This is a genomic window from Cobetia sp. PDI-23MA (assembly GCF_059507735.1).
This window is the reverse complement of the sequence record NZ_CM183352.1, coordinates 1,366,312-1,392,654: the sequence shown is the minus strand read 5'-3', so window position 1 is coordinate 1,392,654 and position 26,343 is coordinate 1,366,312. Positions and strand designations below refer to the sequence as shown.

General features: G+C 60.8%; 25 protein-coding genes and 1 tRNA gene. 6 read left to right on the top strand and 20 right to left on the bottom strand.

Annotated elements, in window-relative coordinates:
- Nucleotides 1–22: 22 nt before the first annotated feature.
- The 9 genes from casB to AC5WNJ_RS05940 form a co-directional block, all read right to left on the bottom strand.
- Entirely contained in the window at nucleotides 23–676 is a 654-nt protein-coding gene (casB, locus tag AC5WNJ_RS05980) for a type I-E CRISPR-associated protein Cse2/CasB (RefSeq protein WP_495930683.1), read from the bottom strand.
- Nucleotides 673–2,352: a type I-E CRISPR-associated protein Cse1/CasA gene (gene casA / locus AC5WNJ_RS05975; protein ID WP_253062091.1), complete on the bottom strand. Its 1,680-nt coding sequence runs from the start codon at nucleotides 2,350–2,352 to the stop codon at nucleotides 673–675. Before casA ends, casB begins: the two co-directional genes overlap by 4 nt.
- Nucleotides 2,349–5,057, bottom strand: coding sequence for a CRISPR-associated helicase Cas3' (gene cas3, locus AC5WNJ_RS05970; RefSeq protein ID WP_495930682.1), 2,709 nt, complete (start codon nucleotides 5,055–5,057; stop codon nucleotides 2,349–2,351). Before cas3 ends, casA begins: the two co-directional genes overlap by 4 nt.
- A 621-nt stretch (nucleotides 5,058–5,678) precedes the next feature.
- On the bottom strand, nucleotides 5,679–6,593 hold the full coding sequence (locus tag AC5WNJ_RS05965) for a LysR substrate-binding domain-containing protein (protein WP_495931026.1): 915 nt from the start codon (nucleotides 6,591–6,593) through the stop codon (nucleotides 5,679–5,681).
- A gap of 138 nt (nucleotides 6,594–6,731) precedes the next feature.
- Nucleotides 6,732–8,237 (bottom strand): cysteate racemase, encoded by a 1,506-nt coding sequence (gene cuyB, locus AC5WNJ_RS05960; RefSeq protein ID WP_495930681.1) that lies wholly within the window; start codon nucleotides 8,235–8,237, stop codon nucleotides 6,732–6,734.
- Between the two features lie 91 nt (nucleotides 8,238–8,328).
- Nucleotides 8,329–9,651 carry a dicarboxylate/amino acid:cation symporter gene (locus AC5WNJ_RS05955; RefSeq protein ID WP_495930680.1) on the bottom strand — a complete coding sequence of 441 codons (1,323 nt, stop codon included), beginning with the start codon at nucleotides 9,649–9,651 and terminating at the stop codon, nucleotides 8,329–8,331.
- A gap of 315 nt (nucleotides 9,652–9,966) precedes the next feature.
- A complete protein-coding gene (locus AC5WNJ_RS05950) occupies nucleotides 9,967–10,956 on the bottom strand; it encodes an ABC transporter substrate-binding protein (RefSeq protein WP_495930679.1) in 990 nt (329 codons plus the stop codon).
- A 299-nt stretch (nucleotides 10,957–11,255) separates the two neighbouring features.
- Entirely contained in the window at nucleotides 11,256–11,957 is a 702-nt protein-coding gene (locus AC5WNJ_RS05945) for a pseudouridine synthase (RefSeq protein WP_175089874.1), read from the bottom strand.
- Nucleotides 11,957–12,871: a nitrilase family protein gene (locus AC5WNJ_RS05940; RefSeq protein ID WP_495930678.1), complete on the bottom strand. Its 915-nt coding sequence runs from the start codon at nucleotides 12,869–12,871 to the stop codon at nucleotides 11,957–11,959. Before AC5WNJ_RS05940 ends, AC5WNJ_RS05945 begins: the two co-directional genes overlap by 1 nt.
- A gap of 330 nt (nucleotides 12,872–13,201) precedes the next feature.
- On the opposite strand from AC5WNJ_RS05940, the gene AC5WNJ_RS05935 reads away from it, so the two are divergent.
- Genes AC5WNJ_RS05935 through AC5WNJ_RS05925 form a run of 3 tightly spaced genes read left to right on the top strand, consistent with a single transcriptional unit; the run spans nucleotide 13,202 to nucleotide 15,614 of the window.
- Entirely contained in the window at nucleotides 13,202–13,555 is a 354-nt protein-coding gene (locus tag AC5WNJ_RS05935) for a DUF1904 family protein (RefSeq protein ID WP_192837950.1), read from the top strand.
- Nucleotides 13,552–14,502 carry an EamA family transporter RarD gene (gene rarD, locus AC5WNJ_RS05930; protein ID WP_495930677.1) on the top strand — a complete coding sequence of 317 codons (951 nt, stop codon included), beginning with the start codon at nucleotides 13,552–13,554 and terminating at the stop codon, nucleotides 14,500–14,502. Before AC5WNJ_RS05935 ends, rarD begins: the two co-directional genes overlap by 4 nt.
- Nucleotides 14,503–14,549: 47 nt before the next feature.
- Complete coding sequence (locus tag AC5WNJ_RS05925) at nucleotides 14,550–15,614, top strand: YihY/virulence factor BrkB family protein (protein ID WP_495930676.1); 1,065 nt, start codon at nucleotides 14,550–14,552, stop codon at nucleotides 15,612–15,614.
- A 165-nt stretch (nucleotides 15,615–15,779) separates the two neighbouring features.
- Here the strand turns inward: AC5WNJ_RS05925 and AC5WNJ_RS05920 are convergent, their stop codons facing one another.
- Nucleotides 15,780–16,211 (bottom strand): OsmC family protein, encoded by a 432-nt coding sequence (locus tag AC5WNJ_RS05920; protein WP_495930675.1) that lies wholly within the window; start codon nucleotides 16,209–16,211, stop codon nucleotides 15,780–15,782.
- A gap of 420 nt (nucleotides 16,212–16,631) precedes the next feature.
- On the opposite strand from AC5WNJ_RS05920, the gene AC5WNJ_RS05915 reads away from it, so the two are divergent.
- Nucleotides 16,632–17,129 carry a hypothetical protein gene (locus tag AC5WNJ_RS05915; RefSeq protein WP_495930674.1) on the top strand — a complete coding sequence of 166 codons (498 nt, stop codon included), beginning with the start codon at nucleotides 16,632–16,634 and terminating at the stop codon, nucleotides 17,127–17,129.
- A gap of 399 nt (nucleotides 17,130–17,528) precedes the next feature.
- Nucleotides 17,529–18,692 carry an oxidoreductase gene (locus tag AC5WNJ_RS05910; protein WP_495930673.1) on the top strand — a complete coding sequence of 388 codons (1,164 nt, stop codon included), beginning with the start codon at nucleotides 17,529–17,531 and terminating at the stop codon, nucleotides 18,690–18,692.
- 128 nt (nucleotides 18,693–18,820) lie between these two features.
- Here AC5WNJ_RS05910 and rlmF read toward each other — a convergent pair whose 3' ends face one another.
- The 10 genes from rlmF to AC5WNJ_RS05860 form a co-directional block, all read right to left on the bottom strand.
- Nucleotides 18,821–19,987, bottom strand: coding sequence for a 23S rRNA (adenine(1618)-N(6))-methyltransferase RlmF (gene rlmF, locus AC5WNJ_RS05905; protein WP_495930672.1), 1,167 nt, complete (start codon nucleotides 19,985–19,987; stop codon nucleotides 18,821–18,823).
- A 98-nt stretch (nucleotides 19,988–20,085) separates the two neighbouring features.
- Nucleotides 20,086–20,967, bottom strand: coding sequence for a siderophore-iron reductase FhuF (fhuF, locus tag AC5WNJ_RS05900; protein ID WP_495930671.1), 882 nt, complete (start codon nucleotides 20,965–20,967; stop codon nucleotides 20,086–20,088).
- 141 nt (nucleotides 20,968–21,108) lie between these two features.
- Complete coding sequence (locus AC5WNJ_RS05895; RefSeq protein WP_175089852.1) at nucleotides 21,109–21,504, bottom strand: thiol-disulfide oxidoreductase DCC family protein; 396 nt, start codon at nucleotides 21,502–21,504, stop codon at nucleotides 21,109–21,111.
- 69 nt (nucleotides 21,505–21,573) lie between these two features.
- A complete protein-coding gene (gene rloA3 / locus AC5WNJ_RS05890) occupies nucleotides 21,574–22,170 on the bottom strand; it encodes a retropepsin-like aspartic peptidase RloA3 (protein ID WP_495930670.1) in 597 nt (198 codons plus the stop codon).
- 326 nt (nucleotides 22,171–22,496) lie between these two features.
- Complete coding sequence (locus AC5WNJ_RS05885) at nucleotides 22,497–23,225, bottom strand: YebC/PmpR family DNA-binding transcriptional regulator (RefSeq protein ID WP_495930669.1); 729 nt, start codon at nucleotides 23,223–23,225, stop codon at nucleotides 22,497–22,499.
- Between the two features lie 205 nt (nucleotides 23,226–23,430).
- Nucleotides 23,431–23,784 (bottom strand): TusE/DsrC/DsvC family sulfur relay protein, encoded by a 354-nt coding sequence (locus tag AC5WNJ_RS05880; protein ID WP_175089848.1) that lies wholly within the window; start codon nucleotides 23,782–23,784, stop codon nucleotides 23,431–23,433.
- A 55-nt stretch (nucleotides 23,785–23,839) separates the two neighbouring features.
- Entirely contained in the window at nucleotides 23,840–24,130 is a 291-nt protein-coding gene (tusB, locus tag AC5WNJ_RS05875; RefSeq protein WP_495930668.1) for a sulfurtransferase complex subunit TusB, read from the bottom strand.
- A gap of 121 nt (nucleotides 24,131–24,251) precedes the next feature.
- The gene (gene tusC, locus AC5WNJ_RS05870) at nucleotides 24,252–24,662 is read right to left on the bottom strand and encodes a sulfurtransferase complex subunit TusC (RefSeq protein WP_495930667.1); all 411 of its coding nucleotides are present in this window, start codon (nucleotides 24,660–24,662) and stop codon (nucleotides 24,252–24,254) included.
- Between the two features lie 52 nt (nucleotides 24,663–24,714).
- The gene (gene tusD / locus AC5WNJ_RS05865; protein WP_495930666.1) at nucleotides 24,715–25,104 is read right to left on the bottom strand and encodes a sulfurtransferase complex subunit TusD; all 390 of its coding nucleotides are present in this window, start codon (nucleotides 25,102–25,104) and stop codon (nucleotides 24,715–24,717) included.
- Between the two features lie 127 nt (nucleotides 25,105–25,231).
- Nucleotides 25,232–25,900 carry a Bax inhibitor-1/YccA family protein gene (locus tag AC5WNJ_RS05860; protein WP_054557334.1) on the bottom strand — a complete coding sequence of 223 codons (669 nt, stop codon included), beginning with the start codon at nucleotides 25,898–25,900 and terminating at the stop codon, nucleotides 25,232–25,234.
- A 254-nt stretch (nucleotides 25,901–26,154) separates the two neighbouring features.
- Here AC5WNJ_RS05860 and AC5WNJ_RS05855 point away from each other — a divergent pair.
- Nucleotides 26,155–26,245 (top strand) — tRNA-Ser (locus AC5WNJ_RS05855).
- The last annotated feature ends 98 nt before the right edge of the window (nucleotides 26,246–26,343 follow it).

Below are 26,343 nucleotides of genomic sequence, written 5' to 3'. Positions count from 1 at the left end.
CATGTCGGATATGGAAAGTCGGTCAGTCGTTATCGCTCTGGAACTGCGCCAATGCTTCGAAATAATCGCTGGCCCACACGAATCCCAGCCGCTTCGTGGGTTGAGCCGCCGGCTGGCCAAGGTACTCACGCCACCAGAGGGCGATGTTGTCCGCCAGGTGCACCACGCTGATATCGCACTTGTCAATCAGCGCCAGCGCACGGCGCAGCCGCTGTACCAGCTCTTGTGGAGAATGGCAGTCCATCAATTGCTGAAAACGCAGCTCGCTCATGCGAGGCTTTCCGGTACCATTCTTTTCTTGCCCCAGACGACTACCCAGCGAAACGTTGGGTGTTTCACTCCGCACCTCCGCCAGCAATAGCGCAATGCAGGTCCACAGCTGCAAGTGCTCATCACGATAACGGGGGGACTGCTCAGGCAGTTGCTGCCATAGTTCACGGAACCCATCGCTCAGCATGGCAGCTTCGACCGATTCGCAGCGCCGAAGCCGTGCGCGCACCCCTTTCGGCCAGGGCGGTACCTGGGTGTAGGCCACCAAATCCTGTGGGGACAACGTCAAACGCTGCCACCAGAGCCGTACCCTGAAGCCTTCATCGGGTGACAGCGCCAGTAGCCGCTCTGGTACCGCTTTCCCCGGTGATGGCTTTTCGGCCACATGCATTTCTATCTGGATCATGGCGCTGCCTCCTCGGTTGGTGCGTTTCCTTGAGCTTCTGACAAAGTAAAGCCGCCATCTTTGGCGAACTGGGACACGACCTTGCTGCCCTTGCTGCGACCACTCAGCCACGACAGAAGCTGCCGGCGTGCCCGAGTAATCCGTTTCATGTCCAGCTCAGAGAAGGGGCCACTCAGGGCCTGAGCTTCGAATAATGTCAGTGCTTCTTGGCGCAGCGCGTAATACCAGGCCCGAGCCACCTGAGATGGCATATGAGGCCCCTCGCCCTGCTGAAGTGCCAACTGCATATCTCGCAAGGCACGAAAGAACGCCGCCTGGGTAGCTTCATAGAACTGGCTATCGATGGATGTCAGGTCCCCCTTGGCATCAGCAGGCCGCGAGAACCAAGCGTTCTTGACCTGCATGCGAGTCATCCAGGCAATCTGGCGTGAGAGCTCGGTGAACGTCTGCACCCAAGAGCGCAATCGCTCCTGTTGCTCTGCCGGTACCGCGACCAGAGGCAATTCCTCGCTATACCAGCCACGGGGTTTCATGTTGTCCATGTCGTAGCCGAAAACCCATAGCCGGGGCTTCAACAGCGCATCGATGTCCTCACCAGCACGTCGCTCCTGCGCGACGAAATCCACTTTGTGGCTGAGATAGTCATGCATCACGCCCGCTGGCAGGGCACCGCTACCTTCCGCATCACTAAGTACAAGGTTCGACCAATACCTATAGCCCAACCCGCCGGGCTGACCCTTAGTGGAAAGCGGTAGCTCATTGGGCTTTTTGGGATCGCGGCGGTATGGCGTCAGTGGGTGCTGCCAGGGTCCATCATAATTGGCGCCATAATTCTTGGCGCGAATCTCACTCACCCGTTGCAATACCTTGCGACCACAAAGGTCACAGCAGCCTTCATCGTCGCTGACCTCCAGCCTAAAGCGCCTTGGCATAGCCCAGTAGGCATGCATGGGATGCATCTGTTCAGGCAGGACTTCGCTGCCTTTCTTGTCGCTGACACGGGTGGCCCCTACCCAAGGGAAAAGACTGTCATCGTCGGGGCATCGATCGCGAATACGCGCTTTAGTGGAAAACACTTCAATAGGCATCACATTCAGCCACAACCGTTGCCAAAGATTGGCATCCACTAGGTCAGGCACAATCAGTGTGGTCAATGGACCACCGCCCCTCAGCCCCACGCGATAGCCAGCACCGCCTGATGGCGCATTTATCTGCATGGTGAATAGCGCCAACGCCACACAATCTTTACAGATCGCCTCTACCCGGCCCCGTTTGACGAAATGATCAGTATTCAGCTTGAGACCGTTTGCCCCTGGTGAATCGATCAAAAGCCCTGCAACTGACACTGGTTTGGCATCTTCGAGCGGATCGAGATCTTGCATGAAACGCGGACCATCACCTTGAAACTCGAAGGTCTGCACGAAAGGCCCGAATGCCTCGTCCAGCGCCTCGCCGCTAGGAGGCTCGATACTGCGATCCACCCACTCACCGTAATTCTGCGGCGGGTACACTGTCTGCAACAGGCCGATCAGGAACTGGTAGGCCGCGCCTTGGAAGTCCGCCCGTGGCAAGGCCAGATCGACAATATTTGGATCGGAAATAGCCGAGGGGGAGCGATAGGCAATACTTCCCCCCCGAGTACGAAAGGGCAGCCAAGGATCTTTCAGCAGATTCATACATCCCCTCCAACAAGGTGTTTTGAATATGTGGCCGATGTTGAGCCAAACTCTAAGCCACGACTTGGCCCATACACATTCTCGGCATCCATTTCTGCCAGCCAAGGCTGTACGAAGCGCAGCGCTTTATAACGGTCCTGCAGGGCCTCCCATTGAGACGTGTAGCGAGGCGGCAGGCTGGCCAGTTTGTCAGCTTGGCTCAGGCGCAACTTGATCTGGCTCAGCATGTCGGTATGCCGCTCACTGCCTGCCAGGAGCCTCAAAGTGCCATCGCTGTTACATGTCAGTAACGCGATATTGAGGGTCGGCTCATCGACCAATCGGGTTCCAATCTCTTGCTCCTCCTGCCACTGATGACGGTTCCCTACATAGCCATCCTCCAGTGCCAGGGCATTGAAGTTCGCCATCGAGCTGGCCACGTTCTTCATGCCGCGCTGCTCCCACCGCGCCCCCTGTAGTCCGTCGGGGACCTGATCGGCGACCTCACCATAAACACTTTCAATCAGGATTCTGGCTTTTTCAGGCATACGAATTTCGCCTTGCTCACGCAAGGCTCGCTGGGTGAGCCATAGCAGGGAAACGTCGCGATAGACAAAATGAGTCCCCTCCAAGGTGCGTTTCAGCCAGTGCTCATCGGGAGTTTCTGACCACTCGGGTGCAAGTATCTTGAGGACAGGCGGGCACCGGACTCCACGAACGTGACGCTGCAGGCGACCAGCCCGTTGAATCAGCAAATCGATCGGGGCCAGATCACTGATCATCAAATCGACATCACAGTCGAGGGATTCCTGAAAGACCTGCGTACTGATCAACACTTGACCACGACGCACATTGTCTGTGGAGGTCTTGCCCAGCCGCTCGATGACATCAGACTCGATACGCTGGCGGTCACACATGGCAAAAAGGCTGTGAAACAACAGGCAGCGCTCCGGCGTCGGGTGGCGCTCACGAACAGCCTCAAAGGCGCGAATGGCGTCATTGACGGTATTGCGCACCCAGGCAACACACTTACCAGCCTCAACGGCTGACATGATCACCTCGATGGCCTGATCTTCCTCGGTGAGCCAATCAACACCGACGGCACGAGACACTTCAGCCTTTGCCTTCAAGGCGACTTCGCAAAGGGGAGCTTCCGATATCTGCGTCAGCAGTGGGAAGTCATGCATCATCAGTGGCTGAGGGTCGAGACCGAGTCCTGCCCGCCAAGCCATACACAAATCATTGCGCATGGCCTGAGGTAACGTGGCCGTCAGAAGAATGGCACTACCTCCCTGCTGGGCGTGATAACTCAATAGCTTGCCAAGCAGCGTCTGCATATAGTGATCGTAGGCATGGACTTCATCGATGATCAGTACTTTGCGGGCCAATCCATACAGGCGCAGCGACTGATGACGAAACGGCAGCAACCCCATCAGTACCTGGTCGATGGTGCCTACCCCAACATCGGCCAATAGGGCCTTCTTGCGCGAATCAGCGAGCCAGCGGTTGCACTGAGCCGTCGCTGTGGACTCGCTCTCATCGTAGTTGCGATCACCCGGCTGCGGTTGGTCGATGGCCAGAGCGAACTCTTCATTCAACTTGCTGGCACCGTGCGCCAGCACGAAAGATGGGCAGGAACCCGCGCGATAGAAACGCCGGTGGAGAGCACCGAGACGAGAATACATGGCATTGGAGGTCGCCATGGTGGGTAAAGCAAAGTAGAGGCCTTCGCCGTGTCCGCTTGCCAGTAGTCGCTGGGTTAGAATACAGGCAGCTTCGGTCTTTCCTGCCCCGGTGATGTCTTCGAGAATAAATAATTGTGGCCCCGACGATAGCTTTAATGTCTCAGCTTCACGCTGTAATGGGGTTGGCGTAACCGACTGCCCATCAAACCAGGAAGATAGGCCTGCATATGGCAATGGTTTGAGTACTTGCTCAAACCCGGTATCGCGTAGTACTTGCTGAGCTCGCGGCTGAGCATAGTCCATCCAATAATCCACAAGCCGCATCTCACTGACGCAGTAGCGGAAATACGTTTGATTCGATCCCAACCAATCACTGAGAGTTACCCAGCCGGCGATGGTCCAGCTCAGCGATTGAAAAGCCTGAAGCCACTCAGTCGAGAGCAATTTATCAATAGGCCACTCGACATCGATAAGGCGCGCCCAGTCGGCAACAAACTCTTGCGCCACAACAACATCGTCAGCATAGTCATCGGAACCGAAGAAACGTGAAAGCTCTAGCGATGTGCCCGCCACCGGCTGACCGTGATGACCAAACATGGGGGACAACAAGACAGGAAGCGTCTCTATCAACCGGCGCCGCAGCTGGCGCTCCGGCATCCCTCCTGGCCAATTGAGCGTGCCGTCCTTCAACCAGTCCACCCAGCGCTCTTGCCACAGAAGAGCCCCCAGCCGGTCGTGGCGTTCACTATAGGCGAACCGGGGCAAAGCAGGCACCAGTCCACTACCCTGCGACTGAGCAAGTCCCTGAAAAGTCCGCGAAAACTTACCTAAATCATGAAGCCCTAGAAGGAAGACAAAAAAACGTTGCAACTCTGAGGGCGCCATTTGTAATTGAGCAGCCATACGTTGCGTCAAAGCCCGCTCAGGCGACAGAAGGTGCCAGCCTACAGCTGCTACATCGAGGCTATGGTACGGCAGGAGATGATAGGGAACGCCATCGTCTTCTGACTTGGCTTTTCCCCAATAACGGTAGTAACTCATTAACGAACTCCATTTCGTTTGAGGCCACTTTATTTGCAGACCCTAATGAAAATTTCAAATAAATTCCACTATAAAATGATCTACATGGCTGCCGCACGGCGCTGCAGTAGTGCAAGCTCCGTTTAGAAACCGTAGGCCACAACGCTATGCTGAGTTAGTTAACAACCGAAAAATTGAATATGTAAGTTTCGTGAAATCTAATAATAGCTTAATCAATGCGCTTACGAGTATAGAACATCAGTCCAATGCGACTCGCTGCGTCGCTTGAACGGTATGCTGTCTCAATATCCAGTGCTTGACCTTCAATGGATTTTGCCGCCGGCCTTGTTCCGAACAGGAAATTTCCGCGTCACTCGCCAACGCATACGTACTCTGTCTGACTGAACTGATACCCAGCTTCATAAAATTCATACGTCTATGTAAGACATTGCCAACAAATCCCAAAAATCCACTTTCCCCAGCCCTATAGGAAATTTCCGCCCAAGTCCGGAAAATTCCGGTTTTTCTGGCCCCCGCACTATCACTAACTTACTGATTTATAGAGAAAGTGGTGATAATGGAGGCTCCGAATCGCCCTATAATCTCATCCCATCACATCAGATCTGGTACATCGCCAGCGAGTTATTGATCTGGCTCGAGGGTTTCGTCTTCGGCGGTCAGACAGGCTTGCCAGATGCGTTCGGCCACGCGCTGGTCGTGCTCGGCGTGGCGAAAGAGGCAGATGTCCAGCGGTGCGGTGTGGCTATCATCGCTGATGATGACGAGGCGCCCGGCGGCCAGCTCGTCGCGCACGGCGCGTTCCGGCACCCAGGCAATGCCGCTACCGGCGAGTGCGCCACGCTTGAGCACGTCAGACATCGAGCATTCGTAGCGGAAGTTGAGACGCGCGGCGAGGTTCTGGCGGCCGATGATCAGTGCGGTCAATCGGCCGAGATAGCTGTCACTGGAGTAGCAGAGATAGGGTTGCGGCGTGTCGCTGTCGAGGGAGTAAAGCGCCTGGCCTGTGTCATCGACGGCACTGACGGGCACCAGTCGCTCGGAGCAGAGTACGATGGAGGGGTAGCGCACGATGTCGGTGAGCGTCGGGAGTAGCGGGCTGTTGTAGGCCAGCATCACATCACAATTGCCGCTGATCAGGGCATCGACACAGCCGGCGACGTGGTCGGGCACGATGCGTGCCTTGAGATTGCCCAGTCGGTTTTGCAGCTGTTCATGCCAGTCGACGAAGAAGCTGACCGCCAGCGTGTGCGAGGCGGAAATCGAGACGACTTCTTCTATCTTGGGCACGAAGCCGAGCGCTTCATCACGACCGACGCGCAATACCGAAAGCGCATCCTGGGCGGTGCGCTGGAAGGATTCGCCTGCGGGGGTCAGGCCGACGGGGAACAGGCTGCGGTCGATCAGGGTGGCGCCGACCCAGTATTCCAGATTGCGAATACGACGGCTGAAGGCCGGTTGCGTCACGTTGCGCAGGGTGGCGGCGCGCGAGAAGTTACGCGTCACCGCCAGGGTGAGGAAGTCTTCCAGCCAGTTCATTTCCACGGCGAGCACCTGAAGAGAGGCATGAATGAGGCAAAGGCACACAGCGCGCCTGTATGGGCGCAGTATATCGCGTCGCTGGGTGTCTTTTCTTCAAGCTCTCTTCACTGGCTTACCGGATGGGTGCGACGCTGATCAGGCCTCGGCTTGCGCCAGTGCCACACAACGCTGCGCGAGAATTTCCGCGGGGTCAAGCAGCGCTACCCGCTTACGCAGTGCTGCATCGAGCTCGATCAGCGGAAGCTCGGTACAGCCCAGGATGATCACTTCTGCGTCCCGCGCCAGCAGATGGGAAATGGCAGCCTGCAGATGCTCGCTGCACTCCCCTGTCGTACGCCCCGCCTTCACGCCGTGATGCCCGTAGATCGCCTCCATCACCTGGGTCTGACAGCGCGCATCGGGCACCAGCGTTTCACGCCCCGAGGCCTCGATGATGTCGTGGTAGACCCGACTGGTCACGGTGCCGCTGGTCGCGAGCAACCCGACCCGCGTCACCGGCGTCTGCATCGCCGCGATATGGTCAACCACCGCCGTCAGCATGTTGATGATCGGGATGCCGATATAGGGCTGGATACGCGCCACGAAGGCATGCGCGGTATTGCAGGGAATCGCGATGGCATTGGCGCCATCGGCCTCCAGCCGCTGACAGGTCGCGAGCATCGGAATGCTCGGATCTTCGCCCTTGCCGATCAGATTGGCAGTGCGATCGGGAATCTGCGGATTCTGCTCCACCACCATCTTGAGGTGGTCCTGATCGCGCTCGGCACGCGTCAGGCTGACCACCTTGCGCATGAAGTCCACCGTGGCCGCCGGCCCCACCCCACCGAGCACGCCGAGCTTGAAATTGCGATTCTCGCGCTCGCGGTCCACGCCCAGGGCGTATTCGGCGTAGATGAGATTGGAGTCGAGCAGGGGCACCGGCACCAGCGGCTGCAGCGACTCCATCAGCACCGGAATCTCGCTCAGGCCCGGCACGATGATCTCCGCGCCCTGACTGACCAGGTCATCACAGGCCTCGAGCAACAGTTGCAGACACTCACCACCATGATGGCCGCTCTTGATGCCGCTCGGCCCATAGATGGCCTGCATCAGGGCATTACGCTGCAGCGTGGCGTCCGGGTAGATGACCTCGAGGCCGCCAGCTGTCGCGAGGCTGCCGTCTTGCGTGGCCACCGGCTCCCCGAAGCGCTGCTCGAAGATGCCGGAGGCGCGCACATAGCTTGAGGTCAGCACGCCGATCTTGCGCACCTCGGGATAGTCGCGGCGAATGCGCGGCAGCAGCGCATCGAAGATATCGACGACGTTGACGCTGATTTCCGGGGTGATCTCGGCCAGAAAGGTGTGGGAGAGAAAGCATGGCACCATCGCGTTCTCGACCTTGCCCTGCATGTCCTTGAGCACGTTGTAGACGTAGAACTTGCGCCGCAGCGGATTGTAGGCCTCCGCGGCGATTCCCGGCCCATCATCGAAATGGCGTTGCTCGAAGGCGATATCCACTCCGCCCGGCGGCTTGCAGTACTGCGCCGCGCGCACCGTCTTGAGCAGGACATCCGCGCTGCCGATCGCCCCCAGGCCGCCCACGACGCCGTAGCGGACGACGGAGGGGCTGGCTGTTGGTGAAGATGCGTTGGGGCGTTCCATGACGATGTTCTCCTGATGTCCTTGACACGCTTATCACGCGGATGCCGACAAGCCGATGATGATGACGCGGTGGGTGTTCAGACAAGAGCGCTCAACTGAGCTCTGAGCGCATGACGTGGGGCGTATTGAAGACTTCCTCGTCCAGCTCGCCTTCGCTCTTGGCGACCAGGCAGCTGACCGCGCAGTCACCCGCCACGTTCAGGCCGGTACGTGCCATGTCGAGCACACGATCGATACCCGCGATGATGGCAACGCCTTCCAGCGGCAGGCCGACGGAGGTCAGCACCAGCGAGAGCATGATCAAGCCGGCACCCGGCACACCGGCGGTACCGATGGAGCCCAGCGTCGCGGTCATGATGATGGTGACGTATTCGGTCATGCCCAGATCAACGCCATAGGCCTGGGCGATGAACAGCGCGCAGACGCCCTGATACAGCGCGGTGCCATCCATGTTGATGGTCGCACCCAGCGGCAGCACGAAGCTCGAGACACCCCGTTTGACGCCCAGATTCTGCTCGGCGGCCATCATGGTCACCGGCAAGGTGCCGGAACTGGAGGTGCTGGTGAAGGCGAGCATGATCGGCTCGACACTGCCCTGGAAATAGCGCAGCGGGTTCAAGCGCGCCAGAAAGCGCAGCATGCCGCCATAGACCACGATGGCATGCACGAAGCAGCCGAGATAGACGATGCCGATCACCTTCGCCAGCGGCGCGAGCATTGCCAGGCCATAGGTGCCGGCCACCCAGGTCATCAGGGCGAAGACACCGTAGGGCGTGAAGGCGATGATGATGCTGGTCATGCGATAGATGATTTCCGCCGCGGACTCGAAGAACACGCGCACCGGACGGGCCTTCTCACCCACCAGCGTGATGGAGAGGCCAAACAGGATCGCGAAGACGATGATCTGCAGGACATTGCCTTCGGCGAAGGCCTCGACGGCATTGGTCGGCACCAGCCCGAGCAGCGTATCGACGGCGGTCGGCGCTTCACGCACCTCGACGTTGGCCGCGCTGCCTAGGTCGATCCCGACGCCCGGCTGGAAGACAGTGGCCAGACCCAGGCCGATGGTGATGGCGACCGCCGTCATGCCCAGATACAGCATCAGCGTCTTGACGCTCAGACGGCCGATCTTGGAGAGATTGTTGAGCGAGGCCACGCCAGTGACCAGCGAGATGAATACCAGCGGCACGATCAGCATCTTGATGCCGCGGATGAACAGATCACCCAGCGGTTTGATATCGGCGGCGATATCGGCGCGCCCGGTCTGGTTGAGCACGATACCCAGCCCCAGGCCCAGAATCAGTGCGATGAAGATCTGCTTCCACAGCGCCAGTCGTGTCCAAGGAGACAGAAAGCGCGCAATGGGCCCGGGAGAACGAGATATCGGGGCGGAGGAAGAACCTGAATCAGCCATGAGTGTTTCCTTCTTGTCATTGTTCTTGGCTGCGCGTGGAAGCAGCGCAGAGTGCAGACTGATGGTGATACAGGCCCCTATCTCGCGACCAATTCTTTATTTGGATTTTCCATGCAAGATTTGCATGATGACGAATTCTTCTCCTGATGCGCGGCGTACCAGAGGCTATTCCCGGCACTGACGCTGTGCGCTTTCTTGACACGTTCACTGCTATAGAACGCACGAAGCCCGCTCAATGAGCGGGCTTCGTGTTCTTATCACTATATTCAAGGTGCTGCATTCACAAAGATCAGCGGCACCTTTTCAAGCTGTCGATCATGCCTCCGGCAGACCCAAGGCCTCCTTGACGGCCGGCCAGGCAGGTTCACCATCACGGGTGGTCACGCCATCCAGCCAGGCCTTGACCTTGGCCGGGTTGGCCTTCATCCAGGTGCCGGCCACCTCTTCCTGCGGACGCTCTTCCTTGCCATAGCCATAGATCAGCTCGCTCTGCTCCTCGGAGGTGAAGGAGATCTGATCCAAGAAGACGGAGGCATTGGGATGCGCTTCGGACCATTTCTTGTTGGCCAATGTCTTCACATCACTGGCGCCACCACCCGGGCCCCAAAGGTCTTTCGGATCATCCAGGAAGACCATGTCGTATTCGACGCCCATCCAGTGCGGAGTCCAGCCGACGAACATGACCCACTCATTGCGCTTGATGGCGTTGGCGACCGTGCCCAGCATGCCGGCCGTGGAGGATTCCTTGAGGTCCCAATCGCCCAGACCGTAGATGTCTTCATCGACGGCGCGGTTGGCGATCTCGCTGGACCCCGAACCGATCTCGATGGAGTAGATGGTCTTCTCGAACTTGTCGGCGAACTCCGGCTTGTCGACATCATTGAGTGAGGTGACACCGGCTTCGGCCACATAACGCGGCACGGCGAAATTGGCTCGCGCACCGTTCACGTTGTTGCCGAAATCGACCATGGCGTCCTTCTCCATCGCCGCGTTGTACATGGTGCTCTGTCCGGGCAGCCAGGCGGCCAGATAGACATCGACCTCACCCAGCGAGATGCCTTCATAGGTGATCTGCGCGCCCAGCTGCCGCGTGGTGGGAGAATAGCCCAGTGCCTCGAAGATCTCGGAGGCAATCTCGGTCTTCATGGTCACGCCCGGCCATGGCGGCGCCGCGAACACGACACTGGCATCTTCCGCGGCAGTCGCCGGCGCCGAGAGCGTTGCCAGCAACAGGCCGCCACTCGCCAGTGCCATGCGCAGCGGCAGAGGTTTCAGGAAACGGGACTTGGTGAAGGGGGATGACATAGGGATCTTCCTCGGTTGTTGTTATGAAGGTGCGATAGCTGTCATGCAGATGCGATAGCCAAGCAGCGCTGGAAACAAGCGTTCGTATGAAAACGACACCTGTATAAATACCACTTCTGCAAAAAGCACTTCCACCAAAAGATTCACAATGTGAAAAACTCACCCTCCACCTTAAGCGCTGGGGTTGGATCGGTACAAGTCGCAAACGCGCCTCCATCCAACGCACAAGCCCCATCATGTCTGGCGACATGATGGGGCTTGGGTATCTCAGCAGAGAACTGCGATCAAGAGGACTGCGATCAGAAACTGGCGATCTCTTCCGGACGCAGGAAGCGACACTCGCCCGGCTCCAGCTCCGGGTCCAGCTCGACAGCCCCGATGGCTTCACGATGCAGGGCTTCGACGTGATTGCCGATGGCCGCGAACATGCGCTTCACCTGGTGGTAACGGCCTTCGGTGATCCACAGCAGACCCACGGTGGCGGTTTCCATCTCGAGACGCGCCGGACGCGTCGGCTTCTCCTCGCCATCCAGCATCAGGCCGTGCTCGAAGTCCTCCACGGCGCGCGCCAGCTCATCGCCTTCCAGCGGACGTGCCAGAGTGACGCGATAGCGCTTGGCACAGGCCTTCTTAGGCGAGGTGACGCGGTGGTTCCACTGGCCGTCGTCTGTCATCAGCACCAGGCCGGTGGTGTCGACATCGAGACGCCCGACGATGCTCAGGCGCTCGACATTGGGCAGATCGATCAGGTCATGCGCGCGCTCATAGAGGCCCGGCTTGCTGGTGCATTCGACATTGGCCGGCTTGTACAGCATCAGATAACGCAGCCCCATCAGTTCCAGGTGCTCGCCATTCCATTCGACGCGCATGCCATCCTTGACGGCACTCGCGGTGTTCTTGACGACCTCACCATCCACGGTGACATCGCCGCGGTGCACGACCTTCTTGGCATCGCTACGGCTGAGATCCGTGGTTTCGGTAAGGAATTTGTCCAGGCGCATCAGGCCTCCAGAGTGAAATGATCGGCGTCCATCCACGCCGGAAACTTGGTGCGAAACTCGTCGAGCGCGCCGCGTTCAAGCGTCACGGTCTCGATGAAGGGCTGGTCTGGCGCAGGGTCGAGGATGGGCTCGCCCTTGAAGTCGCAGACCATGGAGTCGCCGGTGTAGTGCAGCCCGTTGGCGTCGTCACCCACACGGTTGACGCCCACCACATAGGCCAGATTCTCGATGGCGCGCGCCTGCAGCAGCGTGCGCCACGGATGACGCCTAACGCCCGGCCAGTTGGCCACGCACAGCAGAAGGTCATATTCAAAGGCGCTGTCGGCGGCGGTCTCGGCGGCACTCACGCCACCGATGACAGGACGCTGACGCAGCCAGGTCGGGAAGCGCAGGTCATAGCAGACAGAGAGCTGGATCCGAAAGCCGTTGAGCTCGACCAGCACCCGCTCATAGCCCATGCCATAACGCTCATGCTCACCGGCCATGCGGAACAGATGACGCTTGTCGTAATGCGTCACTTCGCCGTCGGGCGTTGCCCACAACATGCGGTTGTAACACTCGCCGTCATCCAGCACCGCGATGCTGCCGGTCATCACGCAACCGCGGGTGATGGCCTGTGCCTTGAGCCAGGCGACGCTCTCGCTGGACTCCATCGGCTGCGCCATCTCACGCGAATTCATGGTGAAGCCGGTGGCGAACATCTCGGGCAGCACGATCAGATCGGTTGCGGCATTGCGGCTATCGGCGCCCATGACAAGGCCAGCGGCATCCAGCTGCTCGCCGAGCAGACGGCAGTTCTCCGCCGGGTCTTCCCAGCGCAGGTCCGCCTGCACCAGGCTGACACGCAGTGTCGCCCCTCGCGAGGCATCGCCAGCATTCGCTTGCGAGGAAGTCGCCTGTGGCTGTGTCGTCATGGTCGTCGTGCCTCCCTGCTGACTGAATGGGCGCTTGAGTGGCGACTGGCGGATGCGCGTCGGCGCGAGCCTTGCCCACCCTGCCGCTGGTCGTGCCACGCCTTGAAAGCGCTCATTCTACCGTCTGTGGCGATCAGATGTGAGAGGCAAAGCATGATCTGTCATCGCCGCACCGCTGAGCGTGCTCACGAATCCCTGGCGACGGGTGTGAGCATCAGAAGCCAGTGATATATTGGCTAAGAACGCAAGGCCGCCACGCCAGGTGGCGGCGGCGTCAGTTCACCGCGAGCTTGCTCGCCCCTTCCCCCTCCCGACTCACAGGAGAGCTTCATGCCTCAGCTTCGCTTCCACGGTGTCACGCCTGCCCGTCTTGCCCCTGTCTCGCGCGCACTGATCGATCAGCTGAGCGAAGCGACCGCCACCGCGCGCGACGAATTCACGCTGGAATGCATCACCACCCAGTATGTGTTCGATGGTCAGCTCGTCGATGCCTTCCCCTTCGTCGAGGTGCTGTGGTTCGAACGTGGCCAGAAGGTGCGCGATCTGTGCGCCCAATCCATCGCGCAGGCCATGAAAGAGGCCGGCTACCCGGAGGCCGAAAGCTTCTTCATCGCCCTTGAGCCATCAGGCTATTACATCGCAGGTAAACCGCTGGCGCAGGACGGTTCGAGCGACTCCGCATGAGGCGAGAGCAGACAAGCCCCTCCGTCGAGAGTCTGGCGCAGGCACGCCGCGAGAGCGCCAAGGGCGTCGGCTTCGGACTGGGCGCCTATGTGATGTGGGGCTGTTTTCCGCTCTACTTCGCGCTGTTCGAGGGCATTCCCGCCTGGGAAGTGCTGCTGCACCGCATCCTGTGGAGCTGCGTGTTCATGGTGCTGCTGATCAGCGTCATCCGGCGCTGGTCACCGGTGCGCGCCGCCTTCGCCGAACCCCGCAAGCTGGTGCCGGTGCTGGCCTGCTCGATCCTGATCGCGCTCAACTGGGGCATCTACATCCACGCGGTGGAGGTGCATGAGGTACTGCAGGCAAGCTTGGGTTACTTCATGACGCCGCTGGTCAATGTCGGGCTGGGCATGCTGTTCCTGAAGGAGCGCCTGACGCGCGTGCAGCTGTTCGCGCTGGGGCTGGCCGTTCTCGGCCTGAGCCTGCAGCTGATCGGGCTGACGAAACTGCCATGGATCACGCTCTCGCTGGCTGTCACCTTCGGCACCTACGGCCTACTCAGGAAGCGCATCGCGCTGGACGGCCTGTCGGGCCTGCTGGTCGAGACGATGATGCTCGCGCCACTCGCGCTGCTGCTGATCGGCGGCCAGTGGTTCTCGGGCGAATCGCACTTCTCGGCCAGCGACGTCGGCCCGCTTGAGCTACCCGCCAGCGTGCTGATGATGTCCAGCGGCGTGCTCACCGCGCTGCCGCTGCTCGCCTTTGCCGGTGCGGCGCGTCGCCTGCGCCTCGCCACGGTGGGCTTTCTGATGTACATCAACCCGACCATGCAGTTTCTGATCGCGCTGCTGATCTTCAAGGAAACCCTGCATCCGACGATGCTGATCACCTTCGTGCTGATCTGGAGCGGTCTGGCACTCTATACCGCCTCGACGTTCTTGCAGCATCGCGCCCGGCAGCGCGGCTGACATCACCCTTGAACTGACTTAACGAACCAGAGTGAGGATGCCCAGCCATGCCAGACCCTGCTGCAGACTCCGTGAGCAGCCGCCTGTTGCGCTTTCTGCCGCGCCTGCTGGCCTTCGCCCTGCGCGTCATCGGACAGTTCATCGCCAACCGTGGCGTGCTGCTGGCCGGTGGCGTCGGCTACAACATCCTGCTGTCCAGCGTGCCGCTGTTCGCCTTGCTCTGCGTGCTGCTGACGCACCTGGTGGATGAAACGCGCCTGATGAGCATCATCGCCATTCAGGTCCAGCATCTGGGGCCGGGGCAGGAAGACATCCTGCTGGACGCGGTGCGCAAGCTGCTGGCCAATCGCGAGGTGATCAGCTGGATCGGCATGGGCGGCTTGCTGTTCTTCGCCGGACTGGCCTTTCGCATGCTAGAAGACGCCATCGCGCTGATCTTCCATCAGCATCCGGTGATTCGTAAGCGCAGCGCCTGGATTTCCGCCCTGCTGCCCTACGCCTTCGTGATGGTGCTGGGCGCGGGCCTGCTGGCGCTGACCCTGCTGGTGGCGCTGGCCTCGGCGATGAATGATGCCCTGACGCTGCTGACCGGCATCGAGCTGACCCTGGGCGATGCAGGCAGCGAGGTGATCTATCTGATCAGCATCGTCGGCATGTTCGGACTGTTCAGCGCCATCTACAAGATACTGCCCCAGACCCGCGTCTCGACCCGCCGCGCGCTGGTCGGGGGACTGGTCGCGGCCACCCTGTGGGAGCTGACACGCCTCGCCTTGAGCTGGTACTTCACCCACCTGTCCTTCGTCGGTGCCGTCTACGGCTCGCTGGCGACGCTGATCGTGCTGCTGCTGGGGCTGGAGATCGGCGCCGTGATCCTGCTGCTCGGCGCCCAGGTGATCGCCGAACTGGAGCAATGCTCACGCGAGAACATTCGCTGGTACCGCACGCCGGATCGCAAGCCGCTGACGCGACTGCAATCGCGCCGCAATGCCATGCAGCATGCCGGTGAGGTCAGCGAGGAGGATGAGTTGGCAATGAACCCAGACAGGGGGTCAGGCGGTGGTTCAGACGAGGTTGCAGAAAACGGTGCAGAAAACGTCTCGGACAAGCGCTAGTACACGCCCTCGGAAAGCTCACCGCGCATAACGAAAAAACCGCCCCGAGGGGCGGTTTTTCATGCTCGCATTGCAGAGATGAAGCCTGCGGTCACGCGAGTCATTGTCGTCGTGATCGGCGCCTGAAGGCTGTTCATCTGCGACGGCTCGCCTGCAGGCGACGCCTCAGTTGACCAGCGAGGCTTCCAGCGAGATCTCGGCGGTGAACAGCTTGGAGATCGGGCAGCCACCCTTAGCCTTCTCGGCAGTGGACAGGAAGTCTGCCTCGCTGATGCCCGGCACATCGGCCTTGGTCACCAGGGCAACCTTGGTCACGCTGAAGCCGCTGTCGTCCTTGTCCAGATGGACGGTGGCAGTGGTATCGATGGCCTTGGGCTCATGGCCCGCCTCGCCCAGCATCATCGAGAGTGCCATCGAGAAGCAGCTGGCGTGGGCCGCCCCGATCAGCTCTTCGGGATTGGTGCCGGCGCCATCTTCAAAGCGCGTATTGAAGCCGTAAGGCTGATCCTTGAGCGCACCACTTTCACTGCTGACAGTGCCTTTACCCTGCTTGACGCTACCTTCCCAATGCGCGGAACCGGTTTTCTTGATCGTCATGCCTGTCTCCTTGACTGGGTGAACACTCAGGGCCGTTGCCCTGTCCCTCCCACATTGTCATGGCGCGTCGCGACTTCAAGGGGCGTCTGCCCTTTTGCCATCAGAAGTGTCTGACCGACCACGTGTCGGCTGCGCCTCAACCGAGTGAGCAAGACATGCCACCCACCCCGGCGAGTGCGCCCGTCGCCACGGCCAATTATTGAACAAGAGTTGAATTCCCGCCGTGCGCCCCGATAACTGTTGCATCGATTACCCTGCGCGCAACGCCGAGTTGCAGTCACTCACGTCACCCTCTCATGTCTGGCATCGTGCGCTCTCAAGCTGGCGCAGCATTTGCCGACACCTCATACGTCGCCGGTGAATCCCTCACCCGCGCGGCTGCCGACACCGGCAGCCAGACCCGCAAGGAGTCCCTTCATCATGTTCTACAGGACCTCGACAGCCATCACTGACGACAATGCCTCTCTCCATCGCCTGCGCTCTGGTCTGCTCTCAGGCAAGCGCCCTGCCGCGAGCACCCGCCTGCGCCGTGGAATTGGCGCCGCCGCAGTGATGCTGGGCCTGCTGGGCCTCTCCCCGGCCCAGGCCTTCGACGAGATGAACACCGAGACAGGGACCAGCGGCGCGGCCTCTTCCCAGCATTCCTCGCAGGGCCAGCCAACGCCCAGCCACTCGAAGCGCACCGCGGGCGGCGCAGCGGACAACGGCGCACACTATCAACAGAACGAACAGCCCGAGGCACGCCAGCAAGCCAAGGACAACGCCACGCGCCAGGTACAGAAAAGCCTCGATGGCGGCGAGATCGGCAGCCAGGGCGGCCGACACGCCAACACTGGCCAAGCCAAGCCGACCGAGAACTGGTTCGGCTGCCCGCCTTCCGGCAGCAGCAAGCAGAACGCCCAGTGCGACGGCAAGTGATCGCCAGCACGGAGCACTCGCCATAGGCACGATTGACGCTCAAGACGCAGGCCCCGCAACCCATGGTTGCGGGGCCTGCGTCGTTGCGCGCATATGCTTATGTGCATGGAAAGCAGCACTGCGTTGCCACTTCATGCAGCAACCCTGAATTATTTGAGAAAAAATCTCGCAAATTCAGTCAATTACATGCACAGGTTGTCAAAACGACAACACTCTCCTTCCAGCGTTCCGGCTTGTGACCCCCAGGTACGGCAGGCACGATATAGGGCATGCAGATGATCCGTCGATCATTCATTCAGGCCACCGCACTGCGTCGATCTTCACCTCTTCGTGCACGCAGATGCTCAGGGCCTACGACCGGATACGACAGCGGAATGCTTTCCGCGGGAGACGTACTAGATGACAGACACCACCGCACTGTTCACCCCCCATGCCTTCGCCGGGCTGGAGCTCGGCAATCGCCTAGTGCTCGCCCCCATGACGCGTACCAGCGCGCAGGATGACGGCCAGGTGCACTTTGACATGGTCGATTACTATCGCGATTTCGCGCGCGGCAACTTCGCGCTGCTGATCACCGAAGGCATCTACACCGATGAAGCCTTCAGCCAGGGCTACGCCAACCAGCCGGGGCTGGCCAACCAGGCGCAGCAGGACAGCTGGCGTCCGGTGGTCGACGCCGTGCATCAACAAGGTGGTCGCCTCATCGCCCAGCTGATGCATGCCGGCGCCCAGACCCAGCACAACCGCTTCGAGGATGAGGTCGTCGCCCCCTCCGAGAGCCGCGCCAGTGGCGAGATGCTCAGCTTCTACGGCGGCTCCGGCTCCTTCCCGCTAGCCCGCGAGATCAGCGAAGCGGAAATCCATGACGCGATCGCCGGCTTTGCCACCAGCGCCCGTCGCGCCAAGGAAGCCGGCTTCGATGGTATCGAGCTGCATGGTGCCAACGGCTACCTGATCCACCAGTTCATCAGTGAGCGCTTCAATCAGCGTGACGATGCCTGGGGCGGTGACGCCATCGCGCGTCTGGCCTTCCCGCTGGCGGTCATCCGCAGCGTGCGCGAGGCGGTCGGCGCCGACTTCGCCATCGGCATGCGCCTGTCCCAGGGCACCGTGACCGAGCCGGAGCTCACCTGGCAGGGCGGCCCTGACGAGGCCCGCGAGCGCTTCGCCAAGCTGATGGAAGCTGGGCTGGACTTCCTGCACCTGACCGGCGGTGATGTCGATGCCCCCGCCTTCCCCGAGGCAGACGACGAGCGTGAGCGCAGCCTCAGCCTGACGGCGCTTGCCGACCAATCACGCAAGGCACTGGAGTCAGACATCACGCTGATCACCAATGGCAATGTCGCCAGCGTCACGAAGGCCCAGGCCGCCCTGCAGCACGCGGACCTGGTCGCCATCGGTCGCTCGGCGCTGGCCAATCATGACTGGCCCAAGCGCGTACAACGCGGCACCTGCCTCACCGAGTTCGACTTCTCGATGCTGTCGCCGCTGGCCACGCTGGCCAACGAGGAAGACTGGCGCATCGCCAATGACAAGCCTGCCAACTGCGAGGGTCGCTGCTGATAGCGACTGACAGGCAAGACGCAAGGAGCCCCGCCAGTTCACACTGGCGGGGCTCCTTGCGTTGGTAGGCTGGCCTCTTCTCGACCTGAACTGACCTGAACTGACCTAAATTCAGCGCGGTAAACGCTTCACTTCCCTTGCCAGTGATCCCGCCCCCACTGTCGACGCTGGTCGGGCGTGAGATACGACCAGGCGACGAAGCGACTGACCTTCTGCCCCTGGGACATCTCGATCACCCTGACCTCGCTGGCGCCACTGCGCTTGAGGGCTTTCCTGATACCGGTCAGGCTCGCCGAATGCGCGACCAGCGAGGTGAACCACAGGGACTGCGAGGCGAGGTTGCGGCTCTCCTGGATCATGCGGGTGACGAAGGCTTCTTCCCCGCCCGGACACCAGAGCTCGGCCGTCTGACCCGCGAAATTCAGCGCTGGCGCGTTGCGTGCGCGCCCCTTGCGTGAGGCATTGCCGCGCTGCTGGCGCGACTTGTCGAGCCCGCGCCATTTGCGCTGCGATTCCCGCGCCATATCGGCTTCGCTGGCATGGAACGGCGGGTTGCACAGCACCAGATCAAAGCGCTCATCCGCGCCCCAGATACCAGCGAAGTGGCGCGTGCGATCGGCCTGCAGACGCACCTCGATCTGACCCTTGAGGTGCAGATTGGCGCTCACGATCGCGCGAGCCGAGTCGATCGCCTGCGCACTGATATCACTGCCGACCATCTGCCAGCCAAAGCTGCGATTGCCCAGCAGGGGGTAGATGAGGTTGGCGCCAGTGCCGATATCCAGCGCGCGCACGTGCTCACCTGCCGGCAGCTGACCGCCATTCGCCTCACTGATCAGGTCCGCCAGGTAATGCAGATAATCGGCGCGCCCGGGGATGGGCGGACACAGATAGCCGGCAGGGATGTCCCAGTGGGCGATGCCGTAATGGCGACTCAACAGGGCCCGATTGAGCGCCTTGACCGCCAAGGGATCGGCGAAGTCGATGGACTCGCTGCCAGCGGGTGTCTTGATCACGAAGGCCGCCAGTGCCGGGCTCGCCTTGACCAGCGCGGCCATGTCATAGCGCCCACGGTGCGGGTTGCGGGGATGCAGCTGACCCTTGCGAGCCGGGGTCACCTTGATGGAAGGCGCTTTGATAGAAGGCGCCTTGGCCGCGCCAGGCTTCTCGCGCGCGGTCGGATCACGACGGTCAGCCGGGGCGGCCTGCTGACGTCTGTCAGCCGAGTCGTGTCGGGAGGATGCGCCGGACTTGGCGAGGGAAGCACCGCGTGGGCGGCGCGAAGACGAGGACATGACGACATACCGGACAATGACAGGGGGGCGCCATCTTACCAGAGGGCACCGAACAACACAGGACGCTGCCCCTCAGCTGCCACTCAGGACGCTACCTGTCAGGACAGGTCGCTACCGATCAGCGCCGCCCGCGAGTTGGCACGCTGATCGACCCGACGCGTCTGGGCGCGGCGGGCCGGTGCACGCTCGATGCTCAGCGGGCAATTGCTGCAATAGCCCAGACACTCGATGCGATAACGCACGCAGCACACCTTGCGCGGCGTATGTCGTTCGCCGTGGCGGTCCATCACGTCGCTGACCGGCTGATAGAGCGGATTGCGCCGCCCGTCGGCCAGAATCCTGGTCGCCATCAGCTGGCGTGCCGGCGCTGCCTGCGCTACCCAGCCCTGCTCTTCCAGCATGCCGACGATATAGACGAAGTAATGCGCCGCGTTGCTCCAGAAGACCTTGGGCCCCAGCGCAGTGTGCGGCACAAGGCGCTCGATGACGGCCTCAAGATGTGCCAGGTAGCCCTGGAAGCGCGCCTGGAGACGCGTCGCCTCATCGGCCGAGTCGATCTCCGCCGGGAGGCTTGCGCCCTGCCCCGCCGCATCATCGAGTATCAGCTGAGTGACTACGCCATGCTCGCCAAGGCGCAGCGAAAGGTGCCGAAGCTCCAGCGGCAGTTGATGGTCCAGCAGCAGATTGGCCGCCAGCGGCAGCGATACCATCGAGGACAACAGGTACTTGGACCACTGGGAAAGCAGCGCCTGCTCATCGGGGCCGCTGTGGTGATAAGCGGCGTCTGCCGCGCTGGTCTCGTATTGCATGCCATGCGCGGCGATGCACGCCGCCAGCCAACCGGGGCTGAGCACATCGCGCGCCGGCACGACACGCTGGAGCGACGCCTCATCGCCTGCCTGCACCTGAGCGTAGGTAGTGATCAGGTCCCGATAGGCAACCATCGGACCGGCAAAGAGCGGGGAAAGCGCGTCGATCATCGGGAAGCTCGCAGACGTGAAGAAACAGACAGTGCCTCACATACTAACGAAAACTATTAGCATTTGCATATCAAAAGAGCATGATAAACCACCAGAGCTTCCCATGAGGCTGTCAGCTCGCTGCATCAGGCTCGTCGGCACTCACAGCCTGCCATCCCGACACAGTCGACGCCGCACCCAGGCGTCGTAGACTCGTGTCAGCGCCGGCTCGATCAGCGGCCGCGTGATCAGCCACCCCAGCCAGGCAAGACCGGGGATGCGCGCAAGCAGCAGGCGGTACGCCGGCATGCCCTCACGGATCTGCCCTTGCGCTGTCTCGACATGCAACGACAGCAATGCCTGCTTAAGGCCGATGCCGCGAGCGGCGAGGTGCTCGGCGTTATCCGTCGCATCCCACCACTCCACGTTGGCGTCTTGGCGCGACAGCCGCTCGTAGCGGGCGCGTTCACGACGACACACCGGGCAGCGAGCGTCGTAGTAGATCCTGATGAGTGGCAAACCGTCACGCTGAGGTCGCTGGCTGGCGGCATCCGACATGCTGGCCTCCCTCTTGTGATGAATATGCGCGGTACACGTTCCTCAATGAGCGTTTAGCGCGACATGAGATCAGGATGCCGCGCCGATGCGGTCGGAATATTCCTTGTCTTCATAGCGATGCAGCGGCGCGTCCTCGGCGCAGTCCGGGCTGGTCTGGAAGGTCTTGCGCACATCGAGCACACCCAGGCTCTGAATGGTGCGACGCCCCAGCAGCACGGGATAATTCATGCCATCACGATCGCGCAGACTGAACTGCTCCTCGTAGCGCTCGCCGCCCATGCACAGCGTCATCAGCACCACCGGGCGCGTATCACGTCCGCCTGCACCGGACACCGTCAGGTCACGATACAGGGGGCGTTCGAAGGTATTCTCGACCTTTTCACCCTTGGCCTCATCCTCGACCTCGACATCGAAACGCACCCATTCCTCGCCATCACGCTCGAAGGTCTCGATATTCTCGGCATGCATCGAGGAGGTCAGCGCGCCGCTATCCAGCTTGGCCTTCACCATCACGCCCCACGGCTCGATGGTCGCCTTTTCCACCCAGCCGAAGACTTCATCGTCTGCCGCCTGAGCCACGGCTGGCGCGGCAAGCGAGGCGATCAGGCCGACACCGGCAAACTGACGGGTGGCACGTACAATGGATGCAACGACAGATCTCGACATCATGACTCCTGGGGCAGTGCTGACAGGGACAGACATTGTATGAACATAGGGAGGACATTGAATGAACAACGCCCGATATCCTTTACCATGGAGGCTTGCGACAAGGTTAACAAGTCGTGAAACCACCATCTCGTCAGCGCAACTCCCTTGCTCCCCTCCCCCTGTCCGCCTCTATCCCCCTCTCTCTCGATACCCAATAGATACTGAGCACAAAAAAAGCCCCGTCGGCATGCCGACAGGGCTTTTCGCTGACGAGAGCTTTCACACTGACATACGCACCCCAGTCAGGGTGACGCCGTCAGTCGCATCACGTTCAAGACGCTGACTTAGACGAACTCGCCGTTGTGATAGACCTGCTGCACGTCTTCACAATCATCCAGCAGCTCGAGCATCTTGTTGAGCAGCTCGGCATCATCGCCGCCGACTTCGGTGTGAATCTGCGGAATGAAGCTGATCTCATCGACTTCGAAGTCGAGGTCTTCACCGTAGATGTCGGTCAGCGCACCCTTGGCCTTGAAGTACTCGGTCGTCGGCGCGAGAACCGTGATGATGCTGTCGTCGAGCTCGATATCACTGACATCGACGTCGGCTTCCATCAGCGCTTCCAGGACCTTTTCCTCGTCCTCTTCCGCACCCTTGAAGGCCAGGATGGCGCGATGGTCGAACATGTGCGACACCGAACCCTGAGCGCCCAGCTTGCCCTTGCCCTTGTTGAAGCAGGTACGGACTTCGCCGAAGGTGCGGTTGTTGTTGTCGGTCAGACAATCAACGATGACCATGACATTGCCCGGACCAAAGCCTTCATAGCGCGCCAGAGCGAAGTCTTCGCCGCCGGTGCCCTTGGCCTTGTCGATCGCCTTGTCGATGACGTGAGTCGGCACCTGGTCCTTCTTGGCCTTCTCGATGAGACGACGCAGGCTCAGGTTGCCGTTGGGGTCGAGGCCACCGTTCTTGGCCGAGACGTAAATCTCGCGCCCGTAACGTGAATACACGCGTGCCTTGTTGAGAGAGGTACGCGCCATTGATTCTTTACGGTTCTGGAATGCTCTTCCCATGCAAGTCGACTCTTGTCCGCCTGAATTCAAATGCCCTTGCGACCATGTCGCGGGACCTGAAGCAGTGTCGGCCTCCTGGCCGACACTGCAACGCTGTGACGAATAGTAACGCAGACAACGCCGTACGTCGCCATCCCTGCCGGGTCTTGCGCGTTGAGCGCAGCGCACCACGACGGGCAAGGCGACTCATGCATGCAGCTGACCGTCACAGACAGTTGGTCGGCTTGGGCAGCCCGGCGATGCGCGCGCCCACCTTGGGCGGGCTGTCCGGAAACAGCCGCATCAGATGCAGCGAACGGCCCTTGTCGGAGCCGAACCGCTGGGTCATCGCCTTGCTCAGCGGGCGCATGGCCGGCGAGAGCGAGAAGCGCTGATAGAAGTCGCGCAACACCTCGATCACCTCCCAGTGCTCCGGCGTCAGTTCACGCCCCTCCTCGGCGGCCAGCATTTCCGCCAGCGCCGGGCTCCAGTCATCCAGATCGACCAGATAGCCTTCCGCATCCAGTCCGATATCACGCCCATCAAGCGTCAGTGTGCGCACCGTTTCACTACTGGCCATACAGATCCTGATTCACGTCTTGCATGAAAATTGAAAGGAAGAAGCGCCTGGCGCCTCAGAACCAGCTGACGGTCTTGTCGGCGGCCTCGGTCAGGGCGACGAAGCCGTCGACGTCGACCACGATGACGTTCTCCGCGCAGCGTCCCAGCAGGCCGCGGGACTCGAGGTCTTCGCGCAACGCGAACAGCCGTCCCTCAAGCCCGGCAAGGTGCTGCTCGGCGCTGTCGAGAGCGCCATTGACGCCATCCTCGATCAACAGCAGCTGGTCTTCCGGGCCCATGGCATTGAGCACATCATCATGGATGCGGCTGGAGAATGGCGAACGATTGAGTAGATGTAGATTCATGCAATTATCCAGGCAAGGAAAGCTGGGGCTGACGCTGGCCATCAATGGAGAGATATCAACGACATGGCATCAGGAAACTGAAGCGAGCATATCAGTCGCCAGCGTTGGCGGCAGTGACATGTCAGAAGCTCAGCACGCGCGAGAACGCGACTGTCAGCGCGACCACCTCGTCGTGCTCGAGCAGCGTGACCGGCAACAGCGTGACATCCTGCGCTGTCAGGCCCCGTGCGCGCAGCGCCGCCGCATCGACATAGCAGCGCTCGACGTCATACATCTCAAGCGCCGCCAGCAGGTTGTCACTGCCCTTCTGCCCCAGCGGCCCGACCCGCTGCCCCTCCAGCAGCGCCATCACGCCATCGCCGGTGAAAAGAAGCCCGACCTCGCGCCCGAAGGCCGCCGCGACCATCGCCGCCTCCAGTCCCTCGCGCAGCCAGCTGCTGCCATGCGGGCCATGGCGCAGCATGACCAGCAGATCACCGGCGGCCATCCCGGTGTCATCGCCTGCCAGGGGCGCCGTCATCACATCGCTCATGGTCTGCTCCTCACTCGATAAGTGACATCATCAGTGACGACAAGAAATGACGTCATGCAAAGGTGATCAGGTGGTCATTGTCCAGCGTCGCCTCGACCAGCTGGCCAAGCCCCGTCAGCTCGAACGGCGCCTCGAGGGTGTGCCCCTGCTTGCCATGCCGCGCCGCTTCGCGCTCATCGAGCATGCCGCGCCTCAGGCCCGCCGCGACACACACCTGCAGGCGGGTGGCGTGGTTCTCGGCAAGCGACAGCCAGCGATCACGCAGATGCGGCTCGTCCTGAGGCGGCGCCATCATGTTGGCGGCGTTGTAGACGCCATCGTGATAGAAGAACACCGTGGTCAGCTGATGGCCGCGCGCCAGTAGGGCATCGGCAAAGCGCAGCGCCGAATGGCTGGCCTGCTGGCTGTAGGGGCCGCCGTAGACGGCCAGAGAATAACGCATGCGAACCTCGTGTGACTGCTCATGAATGGCCGCCATTCTAGCGCGAGTCACGCCACCTGACACCCGAACGCAAACGACCCCGCCGAGGCGGGGTCGTTTGCAGGTCTCATGTTCCTTCGCTTGACGATCAATCGTCGGAAGCGAAGCCCAGCAGGGCCAGCAGGCTGACGAACATGTTGTAGATGGAGACGTACAGGCTCACCGTCGCCAGCAGGTAGTTGGTCTGCCCGCCGTGGATGATCTGGCTGGTCTCGAACAGGATCGCCGCGGAGGCGAACAGCACGAAGCCGGCGGAGACAGCCAGAGCCAGGCCGCTGATGTTGAAGATCATCGCTGCCAGCATCGCCAGAATCAGCACGATAGCGCCGGCGAACAGGAAGTTGCCCAGGAACGAGAAGTCCTTGCGCGTCACCAGTGCCACCGCGGACAGGCCGGCGAAAGTGATGCCGGTCATGCCGAGCGCGGTCATCACCAGCTGGCCGCCATTGGGCAGGCTCAGGTAGGCATTCAGTACCGGGCCGAGCGTGAAGCCCATGAAGCCGGTGAAGGCAAAGGTCGCGAAGATGCCGGCGGTGGAGTTCGCGGTCTTGTGAACCAGGAACATCAGGCCGTAGGCACCGATCAGCAGCACGAAGATGTTCATGCGGCCGACGCCCATGCTCATCGCCACGCCAGCGGTCAGCGCGGAGAACAGCAGCGTCATTGCCAGCATCATGTAAGTGTTGCGCAGTACCTTGTGAGTACTGAGCGAGCGGCTCGCGGTATCCTGCGAGACCTGCCAGGAGCTGTTAGCCATGGTGTCTATCCTCAGGTTGCTACGATGGATTCATCGAATTGACCCCAGCATGCCCTCAGGGGTTTGCCTAATCAAGAGACAGAACGATGAAAAGCCCCATTGAGGCAACCATCCGGCGCGCGCAAGGCAACGACATCGTCAGTCTCTGCGGCTACTGTGGCATGTGCGACCTTTCAAGCATCTGAACGACAAGGAAATTTACGCCAAGTCCTTGACGCTGACTGAAAAATCCGTAGTATTTCATCCCGTGAATCGGAGGGATGGCAGAGCGGTTGAATGCACCGGTCTTGAAAACCGGCGTAGGTTAATAGCCTACCCAGGGTTCGAATCCCTGTCCCTCCACCACCTTGATTCCGAAAGCCCCGTCTACCTCAGGTAGACGGGGCTTTTTCGTGGTCATGATTCATGATCCGAGTCATGACCTGAATCATGGTCTGGTACCA